Annotated in this window: 14 protein-coding genes; 9 read left to right on the plus strand and 5 right to left on the minus strand. The window is 67.1% G+C overall.

Annotated features, from left to right (window positions below; all coding sequences use genetic code 11):
- Positions 1 to 241: 241 nt before the first annotated feature.
- Entirely contained in the window at positions 242 to 1,078 is an 837-nt protein-coding gene (locus tag L324_RS31615) for a TatD family hydrolase (RefSeq protein WP_037317373.1), read from the minus strand.
- Positions 1,079 to 1,085: 7 nt separating this feature from the next.
- Positions 1,086 to 2,879: a methionine--tRNA ligase gene (gene metG / locus L324_RS31620; RefSeq protein ID WP_173426426.1), complete on the minus strand. Its 1,794-nt coding sequence runs from the start codon at positions 2,877 to 2,879 to the stop codon at positions 1,086 to 1,088.
- A gap of 62 nt (positions 2,880 to 2,941) precedes the next feature.
- On the opposite strand from metG, the gene L324_RS31625 reads away from it, so the two are divergent.
- The 5 genes from L324_RS31625 to L324_RS31645 all read left to right on the plus strand — a co-directional run bounded on the left by L324_RS31625 (position 2,942) and on the right by L324_RS31645 (position 7,492).
- Positions 2,942 to 3,535, plus strand: coding sequence for a PadR family transcriptional regulator (locus tag L324_RS31625; RefSeq protein WP_037317379.1), 594 nt, complete (start codon positions 2,942 to 2,944; stop codon positions 3,533 to 3,535).
- 87 nt (positions 3,536 to 3,622) lie between these two features.
- Complete coding sequence (locus L324_RS31630) at positions 3,623 to 4,633, plus strand: ATP-binding cassette domain-containing protein (RefSeq protein ID WP_037317382.1); 1,011 nt, start codon at positions 3,623 to 3,625, stop codon at positions 4,631 to 4,633.
- Positions 4,623 to 5,387, plus strand: a complete 765-nt coding sequence (locus L324_RS31635) for an ABC transporter permease (protein WP_037317385.1) — start codon at positions 4,623 to 4,625, stop codon at positions 5,385 to 5,387. Before L324_RS31630 ends, L324_RS31635 begins: the two co-directional genes overlap by 11 nt.
- Positions 5,388 to 5,479: 92 nt before the next feature.
- On the plus strand, positions 5,480 to 6,094 hold the full coding sequence (locus L324_RS31640) for a glycoside hydrolase family 25 protein (protein ID WP_037318746.1): 615 nt from the start codon (positions 5,480 to 5,482) through the stop codon (positions 6,092 to 6,094).
- Between the two features lie 120 nt (positions 6,095 to 6,214).
- On the plus strand, positions 6,215 to 7,492 hold the full coding sequence (locus tag L324_RS31645; RefSeq protein WP_037317388.1) for an aminodeoxychorismate synthase component I: 1,278 nt from the start codon (positions 6,215 to 6,217) through the stop codon (positions 7,490 to 7,492).
- A 1-nt stretch (position 7,493) separates the two neighbouring features.
- On the opposite strand, the gene L324_RS31650 is transcribed toward L324_RS31645, so the two are convergent.
- The gene (locus L324_RS31650; protein ID WP_037318748.1) at positions 7,494 to 8,453 is read right to left on the minus strand and encodes a quinone oxidoreductase family protein; all 960 of its coding nucleotides are present in this window, start codon (positions 8,451 to 8,453) and stop codon (positions 7,494 to 7,496) included.
- A gap of 123 nt (positions 8,454 to 8,576) precedes the next feature.
- On the opposite strand from L324_RS31650, the gene L324_RS31655 reads away from it, so the two are divergent.
- Positions 8,577 to 9,107, plus strand: a complete 531-nt coding sequence (locus tag L324_RS31655; RefSeq protein ID WP_268871963.1) for a QsdR family transcriptional regulator — start codon at positions 8,577 to 8,579, stop codon at positions 9,105 to 9,107.
- A 2-nt stretch (positions 9,108 to 9,109) separates the two neighbouring features.
- Here the strand turns inward: L324_RS31655 and rsmI are convergent, their stop codons facing one another.
- Positions 9,110 to 9,943 carry a 16S rRNA (cytidine(1402)-2'-O)-methyltransferase gene (gene rsmI / locus L324_RS31660; RefSeq protein ID WP_037317394.1) on the minus strand — a complete coding sequence of 278 codons (834 nt, stop codon included), beginning with the start codon at positions 9,941 to 9,943 and terminating at the stop codon, positions 9,110 to 9,112.
- 68 nt (positions 9,944 to 10,011) lie between these two features.
- On the opposite strand from rsmI, the gene L324_RS31665 reads away from it, so the two are divergent.
- The 3 genes from L324_RS31665 (at position 10,012) to L324_RS43765 (ending at position 13,358) form a co-directional block, all read left to right on the plus strand.
- Entirely contained in the window at positions 10,012 to 11,583 is a 1,572-nt protein-coding gene (locus tag L324_RS31665) for a dolichyl-phosphate-mannose--protein mannosyltransferase (protein WP_037317397.1), read from the plus strand.
- Positions 11,584 to 11,668: 85 nt separating this feature from the next.
- Entirely contained in the window at positions 11,669 to 12,712 is a 1,044-nt protein-coding gene (locus L324_RS31670) for a DUF3558 domain-containing protein (RefSeq protein WP_037317400.1), read from the plus strand.
- Positions 12,713 to 12,788: 76 nt separating this feature from the next.
- On the plus strand, positions 12,789 to 13,358 hold the full coding sequence (locus L324_RS43765; protein WP_235783707.1) for a hypothetical protein: 570 nt from the start codon (positions 12,789 to 12,791) through the stop codon (positions 13,356 to 13,358).
- A gap of 78 nt (positions 13,359 to 13,436) precedes the next feature.
- On the opposite strand, the gene L324_RS31685 is transcribed toward L324_RS43765, so the two are convergent.
- The gene (locus tag L324_RS31685) at positions 13,437 to 15,194 is read right to left on the minus strand and encodes a serine/threonine-protein kinase (RefSeq protein ID WP_037317406.1); all 1,758 of its coding nucleotides are present in this window, start codon (positions 15,192 to 15,194) and stop codon (positions 13,437 to 13,439) included.
- Positions 15,195 to 15,203 lie beyond the last annotated feature (9 nt).

Genomic DNA, 15,203 nt, shown 5'->3' on the forward strand with positions numbered 1-15,203 from the left:
CGACACCCGCAGCCAGCGCCATCGTCACGGTTCCAGGCCGTACCGCTCCCGGTTCCGCTTCCCCGACGTGCACTGACGTGACTGTGGGCGTAACAGCCGGAGACCGCATGAACGGGCACCGACCGGCACGATCACGGGACAGTAACGAACCTCGCCGGGTTGCGCAAACACCGCCCGGAGTGTCGTGACGTTGGTCACTCATCAGAGTGGACCATTGATGATCACTAATGTCGCAATCCGTTCAACTGGAGGTGACTCTCGGCAAACGGAAGACCCGCTCGGCGGTCACTCGCACCGATTCGGCCACCTCATGCACAGCCTCGCCCCTGAACGAGGCGAGGTGGCGGACGGTGTAGGCGGCGCAGTAGGGCTCGTTCGGCCGCCCACGGAACGGATGAGGCGTTAAGAACGGCGCGTCCGTTTCGACGAGGTACTGGCCGGCCGGAACGATCCGTGCCGCCTCATGGAGCCCGCGGGCGTTGCGGAAGCTGACCGTTCCAGCGAACGAAAGTACGTATCCCGCGTCGATGCAGCGACGAGCTATGTGCTCGTCCCCAGAGAAACAGTGGAAGACGACCTGCTCGGGCGCGCCCTCTTCGTCAAGGATCCGGAGGACGTCGTCGTGGGCGTCTCGATCATGGATCATCAGGGGCTTACCGATCCGCTTGGCGAGATCGATGTGCCACCGGAAGGCGTCCTGCTGCGCGTCGTGAGGTGAGTAGTCCCAGTAGTAGTCGAGGCCGGTCTCGCCGACCGCGACCACTCTGGACTCCTTAGCGAGACTCTCCACTTCGGATTTCTCGGCTTCACCGAAATCCTTGGTACGCGTGGGATGGATCGCGACAGCGGCCCAAACCCGAGAGTCCCAAGTGGACGCCTGCGTAGCCCAGCGAGCGGCCGCGAGGTCGTCCGCGACGGTGATCACCCGCGAGACACCCGCGCGTTCGGCGCGGTCGACCATGGCGGTGACATCAGCCGCGGTGACCGCGCCGCACGCGTCGAGATGGGTGTGCGCGTCCACCACCGAAACCGGCAGCCTGTCCGGGATCGGCGGCAGCTCCTTCTTCTCTGCGCTCATCGACTGATCACTTCGAGATCGGCGCCCATTCGGGGCCGGTCTCGCCGAGTTCCGGATCCAGTTTGGCGAACAACGGAGTCGGCTTCTCCAGCGGCTTTCCGACCTCGATCGGCACGGACTTCCAGCGCGCCTGCTCGGCCTTGTAGTCCCCGGTCAGGATGGGGTTGATCCGGCCGGGGATGTCGAGGTCCTCGACTTCCTGCAGTTCGGGCTGGGCCGCCCAGACACCGGAACCGCCGAGTGCCTCGTGCACCTTCTGAGCCGAGTGGGGCAGGAAGGGGGTGAGCAGTGTGTTGGCGTCCGAAACGACCTGCAGAGCGGTGTGTAGGACGCTGTCACGACGAGCGGGGTCGTCCTTGAGCTTCCAGGGCTCCTGATCCGAAAGGTAGCGGTTCGCGGCGGTGACGACGCGCATGGCCTCGCTCGCCGCCGCTTTGAACCTGGACCGCTGGAGGTGAGCGCCGGCGGTGTCGAATGCCTTGCGGGAGAGCGCCTTGAGTTCCTCGTCGGCGGCCGTGGGGGCGTCCGGACGCGGAATGGCGCCGACGTTCTTGTGCGCCATCGAGATGGACCGGTTGACGAGGTTGCCCCACTCGTTGGCCAGCTCGAAGTTGGTCCGGCGGACGAATTCGTCCCAGGTGAAGTCGGTGTCCTGGGTCTCGGGACCCGCGACCGAGATGAAGTAGCGCAGGGTGTCCGGACCGAAGTCCCGCAGGAAGTCGTGGACGTAGATGACCGTGCCACGCGAGGTCGAGAACTTCGAGCCGCTCATGGTGAGGAACTCGCTGGAGACGATCTCGTCCGGCAGGTGCAGCTTGCCGTACTTGCCGGGCTCTCCGCCTCGATCGCCCTCGCCGTTGTGGCCGAACAGCAGTGCCGGCCAGATCTGGGCATGGAAGGTGATGTTGTCCTTGCCCATGAAGTAGTAGGAGCGGGCGTCCGGATTGCTCCACCACTCCTGCCAGGCATCCGGGTTGCCGGACCGGCGCGCCCACTCGACGCTCGCCGAGAAGTAGCCGATGACCGCGTCGAACCAGACGTAGAACCGCTTGAGCGGCTGGTCACGCCAGCCTTCCAGCGGGATCTTCACACCCCAGTCGAGATCACGGGTGATCGGCCGCGGCCGCATGTCGTCGATCAGGTTCTTGGTGAAGTTGAGGACGTTCGGACGCCAGTCGGTCTTGCTGGACAGCCACTTGCCCAAGGTGTCGACGAACGCGGTCAAGTCGAGGAAGTAGTGCTCGGTCTCGACGAACTTCGGCGTTTCACCGTTGATCCGCGACTTCGGGTTGATCAGCTCGGCGGCGTCGAGCTGGTTGCCGCAGTTGTCGCACTGGTCACCGCGGGCGCCGTCGTAGCCGCAGATCGGGCAGGTGCCTTCGATGTACCGGTCGGGCAGCGTGCGGCCGGTCGAGGGGCTGATCGCCCCCCGGGCGGTCTTGGGGACCACGTAGCCGTTGCGGTGCAGCGCGAGGAAGATCTGCTGCGTGACCTCGGCGTGGTTACCCGTGGTGGTGCGGGTGAACAGGTCGTAGGTGAGACCGAGCCCCTGCAGATCCTGGCCGATCTGACGGGTGTACTTGTCCGCCGTCTGCTGGGAGGTCAGGCCTTCCTTGTCGGCTTGGACGGTGATCGGGGTGCCGTGTTCGTCGGTGCCGGACACCATGAGCACCCGGTTGCCGACCATTCGCTGATAGCGGGAGAAGACGTCGGACGGGACGCCGAATCCGGACACGTGGCCGATGTGGCGGGGGCCGTTGGCGTAGGGCCAGGCCACCGCAGTCAACACTGGGGTGCTCATGCTTGTTTAGCCTACGGACGTCGTCTAAGGCATTGTTGTCCGGGAGAGGATCGGAGGCCTCGGTGTCCGCCACGCGTCTGCTGGTGCTGGGTGTCGTGCGCATGTACGGGAAGGCACACGGCTACCAGGTCCGGCGCGAGCTTCTCTCGTGGGCGGCCGACAAATGGGGCAATGTCCAGCCTGGGTCGATCTATCACGCGCTGAAGAAGATGACCTCTGAAGGCCTCCTGGAACAGGTCGAGGACGTCGAGGCGGGCGGTGGGCCCGACCGGACCGCCTACAAGCTGACCGAAGACGGGGAGACCGAGTTCCTCGTGCAACTCGGCAGGGCCTTGTCGAGTGATGACGCGACCGGGTACTCGCTGTCAGCGGCGGTAACGTTCATGCCGAGCCTGCCCCGCGCGCAGGTGCTGACCCTGTTGAAACAGCAGCTGGCGAATATGGAAGCGCACGCTCAATCGACCCACTACGCCCGCGAGCACGCGATCGACCTGGGGAAACCGCCACACGTCAGCGAGCTGTACCGACTGTGGAGCGCTCACGCCGAGGCGAACGTGACCTGGATGAGGGACCTGATCGGCCGCCTCGAAGCGGGCGAGTACGTGATGCTGGGCGAAGGCGACGACGAAGTCGTGTTCGGCACGCCGCCCAAGTAATCAAATTTGACTGCCGAACACCTCTTAGGGCACAGTGCGTCCGTTCACTAGTCAAGTTTGACTAGCTGGATCCCGAAAGGAGTACTCATGATCAAGGCACGCGGCCTTGAGCGGCGGTTCCGCCGCAAGGGCCGCAATGGGGGCGAGGTCCACGCCGTCAAGGGCGTCGATCTCGACGTGTCGGCCGGAGAACTGGTCGGCTTCCTCGGACCGAACGGTGCGGGCAAGACCACGACCCTGCGCATGCTCACCACGCTGCTCAAGCCCACGGCGGGCGAAGCGACCGTCGGCGGTTGCGACCTGCTCGCCGACCCTCTGGGGGTGCGCCGGCGAATCGGCTACGTCGCACAGGGCGGCGGCACCGCTCCGGAAAGCAAGGTCGTCGAAGAGATCGAGTTCCAAGGGCGGCTGTACCGGATGAGCAAGGCGGAGGCGCTCGCGCGCGGGGCCACCCTCGCGGAACAGCTGGACCTCGCCGGACTCGACCAGCGGGCGACCAAGACCCTGTCGGGCGGGCAGCGCCGTCGTCTCGACATCGCGCTCGGGCTGATCCACTCGCCCGGTCTCGTCTTCCTCGACGAGCCGTCGACGGGGCTCGACCCGCAGAGCCGCGCCAACCTGTGGGATCACATCCGCAGGCTGCGCGACGAGCAGGGAGTCACGGTCTTCCTGACGACGCACTATCTCGACGAGGCCGACGCGCTCTCCGACCGGCTGATCGTCATCGACGACGGGAAGATCGTCGCCGAAGGCACACCGGATTCGCTGAAGGCGAGGGTTTCGGGCGACAGCGTGGTCATCGGGGTTCCACCGGAGTCGGCGGCGGAGACCGCGGAGGTCGCGAGCCGGCTCGAAGGGGCGCACGAAATGACCGTCACGGACGACACAGTGCGTTTCCGGGTGCCGCGCGGGGACACCGCGATGCCCGAATTGCTGCGCGCGCTGGACGCGCGGGGAATCACGATGACGTCCATGCAGGTGCACCGGCCGACGCTCGACGACGTCTTCCTGACCCTGACGGGCCGCAGCCTGCGTGACGCCGAAGAGGGCGCGCCGGTCGGAGACGAGCCGGCGAAGGAGGCCACGCATGTTGCATGACACCTGGTTGATCTTCCGCCGGGACATGCTCGCGGCGTTGCGTAATCCGACGTGGATCATCATCGGCATCATGCAGCCGTTGCTGTATCTGTTCTTCTTCGGACCGCTTCTGGTGAAGGCGCTCAACGCGCAAGGGCTGTCCGATGTGGACGGCTGGATGATCTTCACCCCGGCGATCATCGCGCAGCTCGCGCTGTTCGGCAGTTCGTTCGTCGGGTTCGGTCTCCTCGCGGAGTACCGCTCGGGCGTGGTCGAGCGCATGCGGGTCACTCCGGTGAGCCGGGTGGCGCTGTTGCTGGGCAAGGTGTTCGCCAACGCGCTGCAGACCGTCGTCCAGGCTTTGCTCATCATCGCGCTGGCGTATCTGGTCTTCGATTTGAACGCGCCGTTCGGCGGGGTCGTGCTCAGCCTGGCGATCGTCTTCCTGCTGTCGATCACGCTGGCGTCGTGCTCCTACGCGCTGGCGCTGACCCTCAAGAGCGAGGAAGCCTTCCCGGCCTTGCTCAACGCGGTTCTCATGCCGTTGCTGCTGCTTTCCGGAATCCTGATCCCGATCACCGCGGGGTCGGCGCCGGATTGGCTGTACACGATTTCCCGCATCAATCCGTTCCGGCATGTCGTGGACGTCGAGCGGAACAGTTTCCGCGGTGACTTCTCGATGGACGCGCTGTTCACCGGGAGCGTCGTGGTGCTGGTGATGGCGGTTCTGGCCATCTGGTGGGGCTCGCGGACGTTCCAGCGGGAAAACGCCTGAGACACGCTGTACCGAAAGGTCACCTTGCGGCCGCTCCGCGGACGTAAGGTGACCTTTCCGGCGTACTGGGGCGAAATTCGAGGCAGGTGACTTTGATCGATCCGGAAGGTGAACACGGCGTCACCCTGTCCCACCGAGAGACGGTGACGGACTGGGCGGCGGTGCGTGGCGCCGACATCCGGTTCGCCTCGGTCACCGTCAGCGAGAACACCAACTGGCGGGACGTCGCCGCGGAACGCAATCTGGCGGGCGCGCAGCACGCCGGAATCCACACCGGCGCGCGGCACTACGCGCGCCCCGGCGCGGTCCACGATCAGGCAGACCATTTCGTGCGGACGGCCAGCGCACTCGGGGCCTTCGCCCCCGGTTCGCTCGCGCCCGCGCTCGAAGTGGAGGCGCCCAGCGTCGACGACCGGTTCATCAAGGCGTGGATCAAACATGTCAGGCACGCGGCACGTATCGAACGAGTCCTGGTGTACGCCGGACTCGACTGCTGGACGAACCGCCTGCACCCGGACAAGTGGGCGGACAGCGAAGTGGTGTTGTGGCTGGTGAGGCACAACGAGATCCCGGGAAGACCTGGATGGTTCCATTCCCGGTTGGGCCTGCATCAGCATGGCTTCGGCACCGGTCTGCCAGGGGTGCAGGGGCCGATAGCCCAGGACGCCGTGGTCTACCCCTTCACCCTCGGTGACGTGCTCCTGTAGCGATTCACTTGTGACGGCGGGGGCGCACAGTGTCACCGACGTGGGTCCTCGTGGTCGCGGATGTCACTTTCCGGGAGGCGCGGGTTGCCTTTTCGACCGCTCGGGCAGCGACAATGTCGCGTGCGGTTGATGTGCCGGAAACTGCGGACGGACGTCGCGCCCGAGCGGGCGCTGGCGGCTCTCGGCCTGCGTGCCAAGACTCTCGGCTCCGCTCCCCCGGCGGCGCTGTGCGGAGACTGGTTCTCCTCACGCGCGGTCATCGCGCTGAGTGCTTCCCCGTCTCCTGTCCGGAATGTGGCCGAAGCGTTCGCGATTCCCACTCGTCTGCCCGTGGTCCGTGACGCCGTGCCCGGCGCGGTCGGGGGCGGCTGGTTCGGTTACCTGGGTTATGACCTGACCGATCCCTCGCACCGTTCGGGCGACCTTCCACCGGCGGCCTGGGGCTGGGTCGACCGGGTACTGCGGCTGGACCTGGACGGTTCGTGGTGGTTCGAGGCTTTGCTCGCCGACGACGACCCGGATCCGGTCGGCGAGGTTTCCACGGTCGAATCCTTGCTCGACGAGCCCCTCGAAGCCACGAGATGGAACTCCGGTCCGCTGTCGCGTCCGCTGCCGTCGGAACATTACGACGCCGTCAAGGCATGCGTGCACGCGATCGAGGCCGGCGAGCTGTTCCAGGCGAACATCTGCGCGCGCTTCACCGGCGAATTCGACGGCGATCCGATCGCGTTGTTCGCCGAAGGGGTGCGGTGCCTGCCCGCCCGGCGGGCGGCGTTCCTCAGCGGCGAGTGGGGATCGATCGTCTCGTTCTCCCCTGAGCTTTTCCTTGCGCGGCATGGACGAAATGTCCGGTCGACGCCGATCAAGGGCACCCTGCCCCGGCGGAACGCCGACGACGATCACCTCGCGCAGCGGCTGCGGGAATCGACCAAGGACGTCGCCGAGAACGTCATGATCACCGACCTCGTCCGCAACGACCTCGGCCGGGTCTGCGCCACCGGCAGTGTGCGCGTACCGGAGCTGCTCAAGGTCCGGCCCGCGCCGGGGGTCTGGCATCTTGAGTCCACTGTGGAGGGATTGCTCGCAGACGGGGTCGGCGACGCGGATCTGCTCGCGGCCACCTTCCCGCCGGGCTCGGTGACGGGCGCGCCGAAGATCCGGGCGCTGGACCTGATCGCCGAACTGGAACCCACGGCGCGCGGTGTCTACACGGGCGCGATCGGGCTCGCGTCGCCGATCGCGGGCCTGGAACTGAACGTCGCGATCAGAACCTTCGAAATCCACGACGGCACGATCGCACTGGGAGTCGGCGGCGGGATCACCGCCGACTCCGACAGCGAAGCGGAATGGCAGGAATGCCTGCACAAATCCGCTCCGCTGGAGCGGTTGCTCGGCTGACCTACTTGGCGGGGTCCAGCAGGAGCTTGCCGGTGGTCCCGCGCGAGCGCAGGGCTTCGTGAGCGACGCGGGCGTCCGAGAGCGCGTACTCGCCACCGGCGATGGCACGCACCTGCCCCGCGAGCGCCAGCGAGAAGAGATCGTCCAGCGCGCGACCGAACACGTTCCCCGGCAGTTTGAAAACGTGCGGCAGCCACATCCCCGACACGGTCGTACTGTGCCCGAGGAGGTTGCGGGCTTCGATCGGCTTCGGCTGCCGACGGCTGGCCATGCCATAGAACGCGAGGCGGCCGAACGGGGCGAGCGCCGCGATGCTCTGATCCGTCACAGAGCCGCCGGTCATGTCGAGAACGACGTCGACGCGTTTACCGCCGTTCGCTTCCCGAAGTGCGTCGGTCATGTTCTCGGCGCGGGAATCGATGGCGACGTCGGCTCCGAGCTCGAGCGCGAGCGCGCGCTTCTCGTCACTGCTGGCGGTCGCGATGACCCGGCCCGCTCCCCAAGCCTTCGCCAGCTGGACGGCGATGGAGCCGACACCACCCGCGGCCGCGTGCACGACGACGGATTCGCCAGGTTCGAGGTGCACGTTCTTGCGCAGCAGGACCGCGGCGGTGGTGCCCTGGACGATGAAGGAGAGCGCGGTCAGGTCGTCGACCCCGTCCGGCACGCCGAAGGTGGTGACCTCGTCCGCCACCGCGCGCTCGGCGTAGCCGCCGCCTCCGTTGAGCAGGGCGACGACGCGCTTGCCGTCGGCGGTCCGGCCGACGACCTCGCCGCCGGGCACGAGCGGGAGCTTGCTCGGCGCGAGGTAGGAGTTCTCGGCTTGGTGCGTATCGGCGTAATTGACGCCGATACGGTCGACGTCGATGAGCACCTGACCAGGGCCGGGAACGGGATCGGGCAGGTCGACGAGGTTGAGCACCTCGGGTCCGCCGAATTCGGTCACCTGTACTGCACGCATCCGCATCCTCCTCATCGAGATGAGACATTCTTGCATATGTCTCATTCATGAGACAGGTCGTGATATGTTTCACTCATCGAAACCGCACTTGAACGCCAGCTGACTTCGCCGCGCCCGGACGCCGTGCGCGCGTTCACGATCGCGCGCTCCTGGTTCCTGGCGGGACGCCGTGTGGACATGCGCGACCTCGCGGGCGAGCTGGAGATCAGCCGCGCGACGCTGCATCGCTGGGTCGGCGGCCGGGACCAGCTGCTGGGCGAGATCCTGTGGTCGATGACCGTGGAGGTGTTCGAAGCACGGGTCCCCGGCAAACTCGGCCGCGGCGCGGAAGGGATCGCGGAACTGATCGGCACCTTCGTGCGGACCGTGAACGACTCGAAGCCGTTCCGGGAGTTCCTGCGCAACGAGCCCGAGCGGGCGCTGAGGATCCTGACGACGAAGGCCAGCGTGGTGCAGAGCCGGGCGATCGCGAAGTTGAGCGAGTTCCTCGACGAAGAAGTCGCGGCCGGGCGGCTCGCCCCGCCGCTGCCGGTCGAGGACCTGGCCTACCTGCTGGTCCGGATCGGGGAGTCCTTCATCTACACCGACGTCATCACGGGTGCCGAGCCCGACTCCACGAAGGCTCACGCGGCCGCGAAGGCCTTGTTGACCTAGCCCTATTTGCGGGACGCGAGGACGGCGTCGTAAAGCTCCTTCTTCGACACTCCGGTGGCCTCGGCGACTTCGGCGGCGGCGGACTTGAGGCGTTCGCCTGCGGCGACTCGCGACGAAACTTCCGAAACCAGGTCCGCGACGCTCACCGAGCGCGGAGGCGCACCCGCGAGGACGACGGTGATCTCCCCCTTGACCCCGTCGGCGGCCCAAGCGGCCAACTCCGGAAGATTGCCGCGTTTGACCTCTTCATACGTCTTGGTCAGCTCGCGGCAGACGGCGGCGCGACGGTCGGAGCCCAGGACTTCGGCGGCGTCGGAGAGCGTGCTCGCCAACCGGTGGGGCGACTCGAAGAAGACGACGGTACGGGGCTCGTCCTTCAGCGAACCGAGCCACTTCGCACGTTCGCCGGGCTTGCGCGGGGCGAATCCTTCGAAACAGAAGCGGTCGCACGGCAGGCCGGAGAGGGCGAGCGCCGTGGTCACCGCGGACGGGCCGGGCAGACAGGTCACCGGCACTTCCGCCTCGACGCACGCCGCCACCAGGCGGAATCCGGGATCCGAGACGCTCGGCATCCCGGCGTCGGTCACCAGCACCACCGTTTCGCCCGACCGGAGCGATTCGAGCAGTTTCGGCAGGCGGGCGGTCTCGACGTCCTCGTAGAAGCTGACCACGCGTCCGATCGGCGAGACGTCGAGGGCGGCGGTCAGGGAACGCAGGCGGCGGGTGTCTTCGGCGGCGATCACGTCGGCGGTCGCGAGGGCTTCGGACAGGCGTGGCGAAGCGTCGCGGACGTCTCCGAGCGGGGTGGCTGCCAGCACGAGGCGTCCTTCGGTCATTCCCGAAGGTTAACCGGTTCACGGATCCGGACACCGAGTTCACTCTTCCGCCCGTAGGATCAGGCCCCGTGACCGCGCTGCTGACCCGTGACAACGAGAGCGTGCGGCCGGATCCGGTCGACGCGCTCCGGCCACCGAACGACCGGGAGGCCACCCTCCTCGGCCGCGGCATGCCGACCGACCGCCTGCGCGGCTGGATCGTCACGCTGGTGTTGACGCTCATCGGCGGCATCGTCCGGATCCAGAACCTGGGCACGCCGACGGACAAGGGCACCCCCGTCTTCGACGAGAAGCACTACGTCCCGCAGGCGTGGCAGATGCTGCGCAACGGCGGTTACGAAGACAACTACGGCTACGAGCTGATCGTGCACCCGCCCCTGGCCAAGCACCTCATCGCGATCGGTGAATGGCTGTTCGGCTACAACGCCTGGGGCTGGCGGATCATGCCCGCGCTGGCCGGCACGCTGATCGTGTTGCTCACCATCCGGGTCGCCCGGCGGCTCACCCGGTCGACCCTGCTCGGCGCGGTCGCCGGGATCCTGGTGATCAGCGACGGCGTACTGCACCTGCAGTCGCGGATGGGCATGCTCGACATCTTCATCGCGCTGTTCGTGCTGGCCGCGTTCGCCTGCGTGCTGTGCGACCGCGACCAGGTGCGGCGGCGGCTCGCCGTCGCCGTCCGCGAAGGCTGGATCAACGAATCGCGGTTCGGCCCGAAGCTGGGTTTCCGGTGGTGGCGGTTCGCCGGTGGCCTGATGATCGGGCTGACCTTCGGCGTCAAGTGGTCGGCGCTGTACTACATCGCCGCGTTCGGGCTGCTCACCGTCTTCTTCGACGTCGCCGCCCGTCGCGCCGCCGGGGTGCAGCGCCCGTGGGCGGGCACGCTGCGCCGCGACGTGCTGCCCGCGCTGTGGGCGATCGTCGTCATCCCGGTCCTGGTGTATTTCGCCTGCTACTGGGCCTGGTTCGCGAGTGAGACCGCGACCGACCGCAACTACGTGGCGATCAAGGACATCGACCCTGGTTTCTGGGCCTGGATGCCACCCGCGCTGCGCTCGCTCGGCGACTACTCGATGAACGTCCTCGACTTCCACGCGAACCTGGTCACGCCCAAGGACAAACCGCATCCGTGGGAGTCGAAGCCGTGGACCTGGCCGATGGGATTGCGGCCGATGCTCTACGCGTACGCGGGCGGGACCGAAGCGACCGGCTGCGGCGAGTCGACCTGTGTGCGGGCGACGATGCTGATCGGCACCCCGGCGATGTGGTGGCTGGCCCTGCCGATGCTGGGCTGGAGCCTGTGGCGGTCGTTCTTCCGCGCCGACTGGCGCTACGCCGCCGTGCTCGTCGGCTACTTCGCCGGTTACCTGCCCTGGTTCACCAACCTCGACCGCCAGATGTACTACTTCTACGCGACCCCGCTGGCGCCGTTCCTGGTACTCGGGTTGACGTTGATCCTCGGCCAGATCCTCGGCAGCGCGAAACGCGGATTCGAGCGGCGGGGCACCGGTCTGCTCGTCGTCGCCCTCTACGTGGGCCTCGTCGTGGCCAATTTCGCCTGGTTGTGGCCGATCCTCAACGGCAACGCGATCACGAACGAGCACTGGAACGCCGAGTTGTGGCTCCCGTCCTGGAAGTGACCACGACCGGTTGACCCAAGACCCAGCGAAGCCGCTGAAAGCGACTTAGACTCCCGTCCGAAATTGAGGACTACGGGGGGTCACCATGTCTCGTTGGCCGTATTTCGTGGCCATCGCCCTTCTGCTCACCGGATGCTCCAGCGCCATCGACGGCACGGCTTTCCGCGAAGGTTCGGCACCGGGTGCGAGTGAAACGAAGTATCCGAAGTACAAGCCGCCCGCCGACGGATCGGGTTTCAGCGATCAGGTGCTCGATCAGCCGCTGGCCCTGCCGTCCAGGCAGGGTGAAGAAGGCTGTACCTGGCTGGACGCGGTCAAACCCGACCTGCAGCCGCTCGGCCTGATCAGCACCAAGGGCGTGCTCAGCGGCTGCCAGTTCGTGTTCCCGAACAACAAGGGCGCGCAGGTGCACGCCTACAGCCCGTACAGCTGGATCACGCAGGACTCCCCGGTGATGGAACCGGTGGAGATCGCCGGGATCAAGGGCCGGACCTACGCCTTCGATCCGGAACCGGCGACGTTCTGCTCGGTCAACATGGATGTCCGCGCCTACGCCTCGATCGCTGTCGACGCCTACGACGTCGACAGCGACGAAGCCGGCAGTCGCGCCGAACACTGTGAACTGGCGAAGAAGGTCGCCGAAGTGGTGCTGAAGAAATTCGTGCCGCTCGCCGGTGGCAAGCCCGCGCCGGGCACTGTTCAAGAGCCGCCCGCGGAGGCCCTGAAGGACGCCGACATCTGTGAGGTCGTCAAGTTCACTCATACGAACTATGCCGGGATCAACGCCGGCCGCGAAGGCGCGCAGAAGGGCGAGAGCCCGCTTGGGCCGACTTGCACTCACGAAGTCGCCTACGCGAAGGCCGTGGGGATGTACACGACCGGCACGGGCGGTCTCGAGGCCGTGCCGCCGAAACAAGGCGCGGAGGTGCGGAACGGGATGTTCGGCACGCTGAAGGCCAGGTTCGAGCAGACCGAGGAGACCTGCGCCTTGAGCGTCCAGCTGAGCAACGGCCAGGTCGTGCAGGTCGACTTCATCGGCAAGAAGAAGGAAGCGATGAACCGGACCTGCGTATCCGCCCAGCTCATCTTGTCGGTGTCGATGCTCGCCCTGATCAACGGTGACGGCTGATTTCCCGATTCAAGTGTGACACTTGGGCATTAGTTGTTACTCTCTCCTGGTCAGTAGCAGTTCGACAGGGGGCACCATGACTATCCGACCGCTCGGAATGACCTGCGCGGCAGCGGCACTGTCCTTGCTCGCGGGCTGCGAAGAGCAGACACCGGGAACCGCGGCACCGCAGCCTTCGGTCGTTCCGAGCACTTCGGTGGCGCCGAGCAGCAGCTCGAGCGCGCCTACGTCGACTACGACTCCCAGCGCGACAGTTCCTTCGGCGACCGCCGCGACGGTCACCAAACCCGCCACCGGCGGCGCGGTGGCGCACACCCCGGAAGGGGCCGCGACCGTGATGGAGGAGTACCACCACGCGTTGGGCGACAAGGACCTCGACACCGTCTGCCGGATCACCGCGCCGGCGTTCGACGGCGGGATGAAGGAGTGCCGCAGCCTTACCCCGATCCAGTTCGAGATGTTCACGCCCGCGGATTTGAAGAATCTGAAAGTCACCCGGGTCGACCGGGCGAAGGTGAAGAGTCAGGGGCCCGACCAGGTGATCGTCCCGCCCGAGGCGATCGCGCCGAAGGCGACGATCATGGACGGCGACCCCAAGATCTTCACCATGGGCTGGCGCGGGGGGACCTGGGTCATCATCAAGTGAGAGAGCAAGGGACCTTTGCTAGCGTTCGTTAGCACACTAACTAACGACAGCAAAGGTCCCTTGCTCTCTTTGCGCAGGTCAGCGCGGGTGGCGCTGCGGCTGCGGCTGGTGGTGCGGTTGCGGCGGGCGGCGCGGAACGATCTGCGTCACCGGGCCGTCCGGCGATTTACCCGCGCGGGCCAGCCAGCCTTCGACGTCGCGCCGCACGGCGGCTAGCGTCGGACGGCGGCGGGGTTCCTGGTCCAGTGACGCGATGAGGATCCGCGCGTGGGCGCTGCGGTTCGGCAGCTTCGACACCGGTTCGGCGCGGGCGGCGGCCATCAGCGCGGCCATCGGGGTCTCCCGGGTGCCGCGCGGCGGCTGGCCCGACAACGCGTAGCTGACCGTCGCCGCGAGCTGCCAAGCGTCCGACGCCGGGCTCGCCGGGGAACCCATCGCCTGCTCGGGGGCGACGAAGTCCGGCGTGCCGATCATCATCCCGGTCGCGGTCATCTTCGAGTCGCCCTGGCTGCGGGCGATGCCGAAGTCGATGAGATGCGCGAGGCCGTTGCGGTCGAGGATGATGTTCGACGGCTTGAGGTCGCGGTGCAGCACACCCTTCTCGTGCGCCGCGGCGAGCGCGCCGGCCATGGTCGACCAGAGCCGCCCGGCGGCGATGTCGTCGAGCGGGCCCTGCGAGTCGACGATCTCGGCCAGCGACCTGCCTTCGAGGTATTCCATCACCAGCGCGAGCCCGTCGGGCTCCTCGACGAGGTCGTACACGCGGACGCAGTTGGGGTGGTTCACCACGGCCAGCGCACGGGCCTCGCGCTGCATCCGCTCCTCGGTGTCCCGGTCCGGCGCGTGCGCGATCTTCAGCGCGACAGTGCGGTTGAGCTGGGTATCGACCGCTTCCCAGACGGTGCCGAAACCACCGTGGCCGAGCCGCCGGACGCGGTTGTAGCGGCTGCCGCCGGAGTTGCGGGAACCAGGGGGCGCCGGGACCGGACCCGGCATCGCGGCCAACGCGGGCGGTTCGGGTGTCTGCGCCAGCGCGGTCGCCGGGTACTGCTTGGGCGGCGGGGGCAGCTGCTGCTGCGGCTTCGGGGCGGGCGGCTCCGGGCGGTACGGCTCGACCTTCGGCCGGGGCTGCGGCTCCGGCCGGTTGATCACCGACCACGGCGGCGGGCCGACCAGCGCGACCGGGATCAGGCCCAGCACGCTGAGCGGCAGGAAGCCGAGCCAGAAGTGCACGGCGGTGTTCGCGCCCATGCCGACGCTCGCCAGCACCATCAGCACGAACGGGATCCAGAAGAAGCGCGAAGGCCACTTCGGGCCGCGACGGAACGCGGTCCGTGCCTGCAGCATGACGAACAGTAAGGACAGCGCGGGTAGACCGACCAGCAGGATCAGGTAGAAGATGTAGCTCAGCTGCATCCCGTTCGGATAGAACAGGACCTCGTACACGTTCTGGCCACGCCCGAGGTACTCGCTCTGCGCGCCGACCAGTGGGTTGTATTCCGTGTTGAAAGTCGACAGGTCACTGCCGGAGAAACCGGACTGCCCGCCCGATTTCGTCGAGGCGGCTTCCTGATAGGTCTGCGAAACACCGGTGGCCAGCAGCCACGGCAGGAGGAAGACGGCGACGACGCCGATCCCGCCGAAGACGGACAGGGTCACCACGTCGTAGCGATTGCCGGTGCCTTTGCGGATGATCGCGACGATCATCGCCCCCAGTGCGGGCAGCAACGCGACCAGCGCTCCCGCGGTGCTCGTCGCCCACACCCAGTCCCCAGGCCAGATACCTGGCCCGAACAGGCCGTGCGCGAACGAAAGCAGCGCGCTCGCTAGTCCCATGGACCCCGC

Origin of the sequence: Amycolatopsis orientalis DSM 40040 = KCTC 9412 (assembly GCF_000478275.1) — a bacterium.
GTDB lineage: Bacteria > Actinomycetota > Actinomycetes > Mycobacteriales > Pseudonocardiaceae > Amycolatopsis > Amycolatopsis orientalis.

What these genes read in the sequence shown, in the direction of transcription:
- L324_RS31615 (WP_037317373.1), bottom strand. Translation starts at nt 1,078, where the DNA reads ATGAGCGCAGAGAAGAAGGAGCTGCCGCCGATCCCGGACAGGCTGCCG.
- metG (WP_173426426.1), bottom strand. Translation starts at nt 2,879, where the DNA reads ATGAGCACCCCAGTGTTGACTGCGGTGGCCTGGCCCTACGCCAACGGC.
- L324_RS31630 (WP_037317382.1), top strand. Translation starts at nt 3,623, where the DNA reads ATGATCAAGGCACGCGGCCTTGAGCGGCGGTTCCGCCGCAAGGGCCGC.
- L324_RS31635 (WP_037317385.1), top strand. Translation starts at nt 4,623, where the DNA reads ATGTTGCATGACACCTGGTTGATCTTCCGCCGGGACATGCTCGCGGCG.
- L324_RS31650 (WP_037318748.1), bottom strand. Translation starts at nt 8,453, where the DNA reads ATGCGTGCAGTACAGGTGACCGAATTCGGCGGACCCGAGGTGCTCAAC.
- rsmI (WP_037317394.1), bottom strand. Translation starts at nt 9,943, where the DNA reads ATGACCGAAGGACGCCTCGTGCTGGCAGCCACCCCGCTCGGAGACGTC.
- L324_RS31670 (WP_037317400.1), top strand. Translation starts at nt 11,669, where the DNA reads ATGTCTCGTTGGCCGTATTTCGTGGCCATCGCCCTTCTGCTCACCGGA.
- L324_RS43765 (WP_235783707.1), top strand. Translation starts at nt 12,789, where the DNA reads ATGACTATCCGACCGCTCGGAATGACCTGCGCGGCAGCGGCACTGTCC.
- L324_RS31685 (WP_037317406.1), bottom strand. Translation starts at nt 15,194, where the DNA reads ATGGGACTAGCGAGCGCGCTGCTTTCGTTCGCGCACGGCCTGTTCGGG.